Origin of the sequence: Wolbachia endosymbiont of Pentalonia nigronervosa (assembly GCF_014534705.1) — a bacterium.
In the GTDB taxonomy this organism is placed as follows: Bacteria; Pseudomonadota; Alphaproteobacteria; order Rickettsiales; family Anaplasmataceae; genus Wolbachia.
On the sequence record NZ_JACVWV010000149.1, the window covers coordinates 1 to 1,492 of the forward strand.

Here is a 1,492-nt window from a genome sequence, read left to right on the forward strand (position 1 = left end):
AAACACTAAAGAATGCTACAGTTAAGAAATACTACTATAAATCACATCAACAACTTAAAGAGCATCTTTATAGCTTCGTTATGGCCTACAATTACGCTAAAAGACTAAAAACTCTTAAGGGTCTCACACCTTATGAGTTCATATGTGATCAGTGGACAAAATTTCCTGATTTATTTATACTTCCATCACTCTTTGGGACTGTACATCTAGAAAGTGGTGAGAAAAATATTCTTTATCAGATTTTCTGTTTCGCAGTGGGTCTTGAGAAAAATCAATGGCTATTAATATCTTTTATATTTTCATAAAAAAATAAATAAAAAAAATCGAAAATTTGATTTGACTTCACTGGAAAGCTATGGCTAGATGACGACCACTGCTAAAAAAAATAGCAGTAAATATAAAAAGAAAGTTTATTGTTAACGAAGGATATATTTTATGAACAACAAGAAAAAAAGTAAAAATCAAAATGAATTTATAGAAGAAATAAAGAGAATAGAACAAAGCGGAGGAGGAGAGGCTCTATTAGATCAAGAAATAATGGAAATGCTTCTAAGTTCAGTTCATGATAGGGATCAAGCGCAAGCTATTACTAAAAAGCTAATGGATAATTGTCCAGGAATAGGAGGGATTTTAGGCCGAGAAATAGATGACCTAAAATTGATAGAAGGAATGACGGAGCCAGCAGCTGCAGCAATAATATGTATTAAGGAAGCTTCAAAGATGGCATTAAGAGAAGGGCTAAAGAAAGGAGCAGTAATGGACGATCAGTCAAAGCTGATAGAGTATATTAGGGTAAGTATAGGTCTTTCAGAACAAGAAGCTGTTCAGGTAATATATTTGGATACACAGAGACGTTTGATAGGAGATTACGTGTATTCTGGTACAATAAATGAAGTGCATTTATATGAAAGAAAAGTGGTAGCAAGGAAGGCAGCATCAATAATATTAGCTCACAACCATCCAGGAGGAAGTTTAGAACCATCAGAAGAAGATAAAGATATGACAATGGAATTGGCATCAGCGTGTCAAGCGGTGAACATTGAGTTGTTAGATCATATTCTAGTAATAGACAAAGGCCATTTCAGCTTTAAGAAAAACGACCTGTTATAAGGATATGGGAATTCAAACTTTTCAAGTGCACAATCTATCTTACATCTAATCTTGAGAAGTTTGGCTACCACTGCTAAGAAACAGTGGCAGAAAATTTATTGTAAACGAAGGTTACATTTTATGAGTAATAAGAATAAAAAGACCCCCTGCGAAACAACATAAAGAGAGTTGCTGATAAAATCCGGGGAGTGTTAAATAAACTGTGTCAAACCACATTTTTAGCTCAACTCAATTTTCAATCTTCCAGGAAAGAAAATGTCAAGCTGAGATATGGCTACTGCCCAATCATGCACAGGCATCGTCCATTTTTCCTCTGCCTTCTTTATAGCACAATATACCAACTTATACAAGGCATTTATGCTGGTAAATGAGCCCTTGGTCT

At 34.5% G+C, this 1,492-nt stretch carries 2 protein-coding genes and 1 pseudogene; 2 read left to right on the top strand and 1 reads right to left on the bottom strand.

The features are described from left to right. On the top strand, positions 1-305 hold a 305-nt coding region (locus IC220_RS07485), incomplete at its 5' end, for an IS3 family transposase (RefSeq protein WP_458695328.1). Between the two features lie 130 nt (positions 306-435). After that, a complete protein-coding gene (locus IC220_RS07490) occupies positions 436-1,110 on the top strand; it encodes a JAB domain-containing protein (protein ID WP_188153787.1) in 675 nt (224 codons plus the stop codon). Positions 1,111-1,328: 218 nt separating this feature from the next. Here the strand turns inward: IC220_RS07490 and IC220_RS07495 are convergent. After that, a pseudogene (locus tag IC220_RS07495) lies at positions 1,329-1,492 on the bottom strand (IS256 family transposase); the annotation flags it as partial.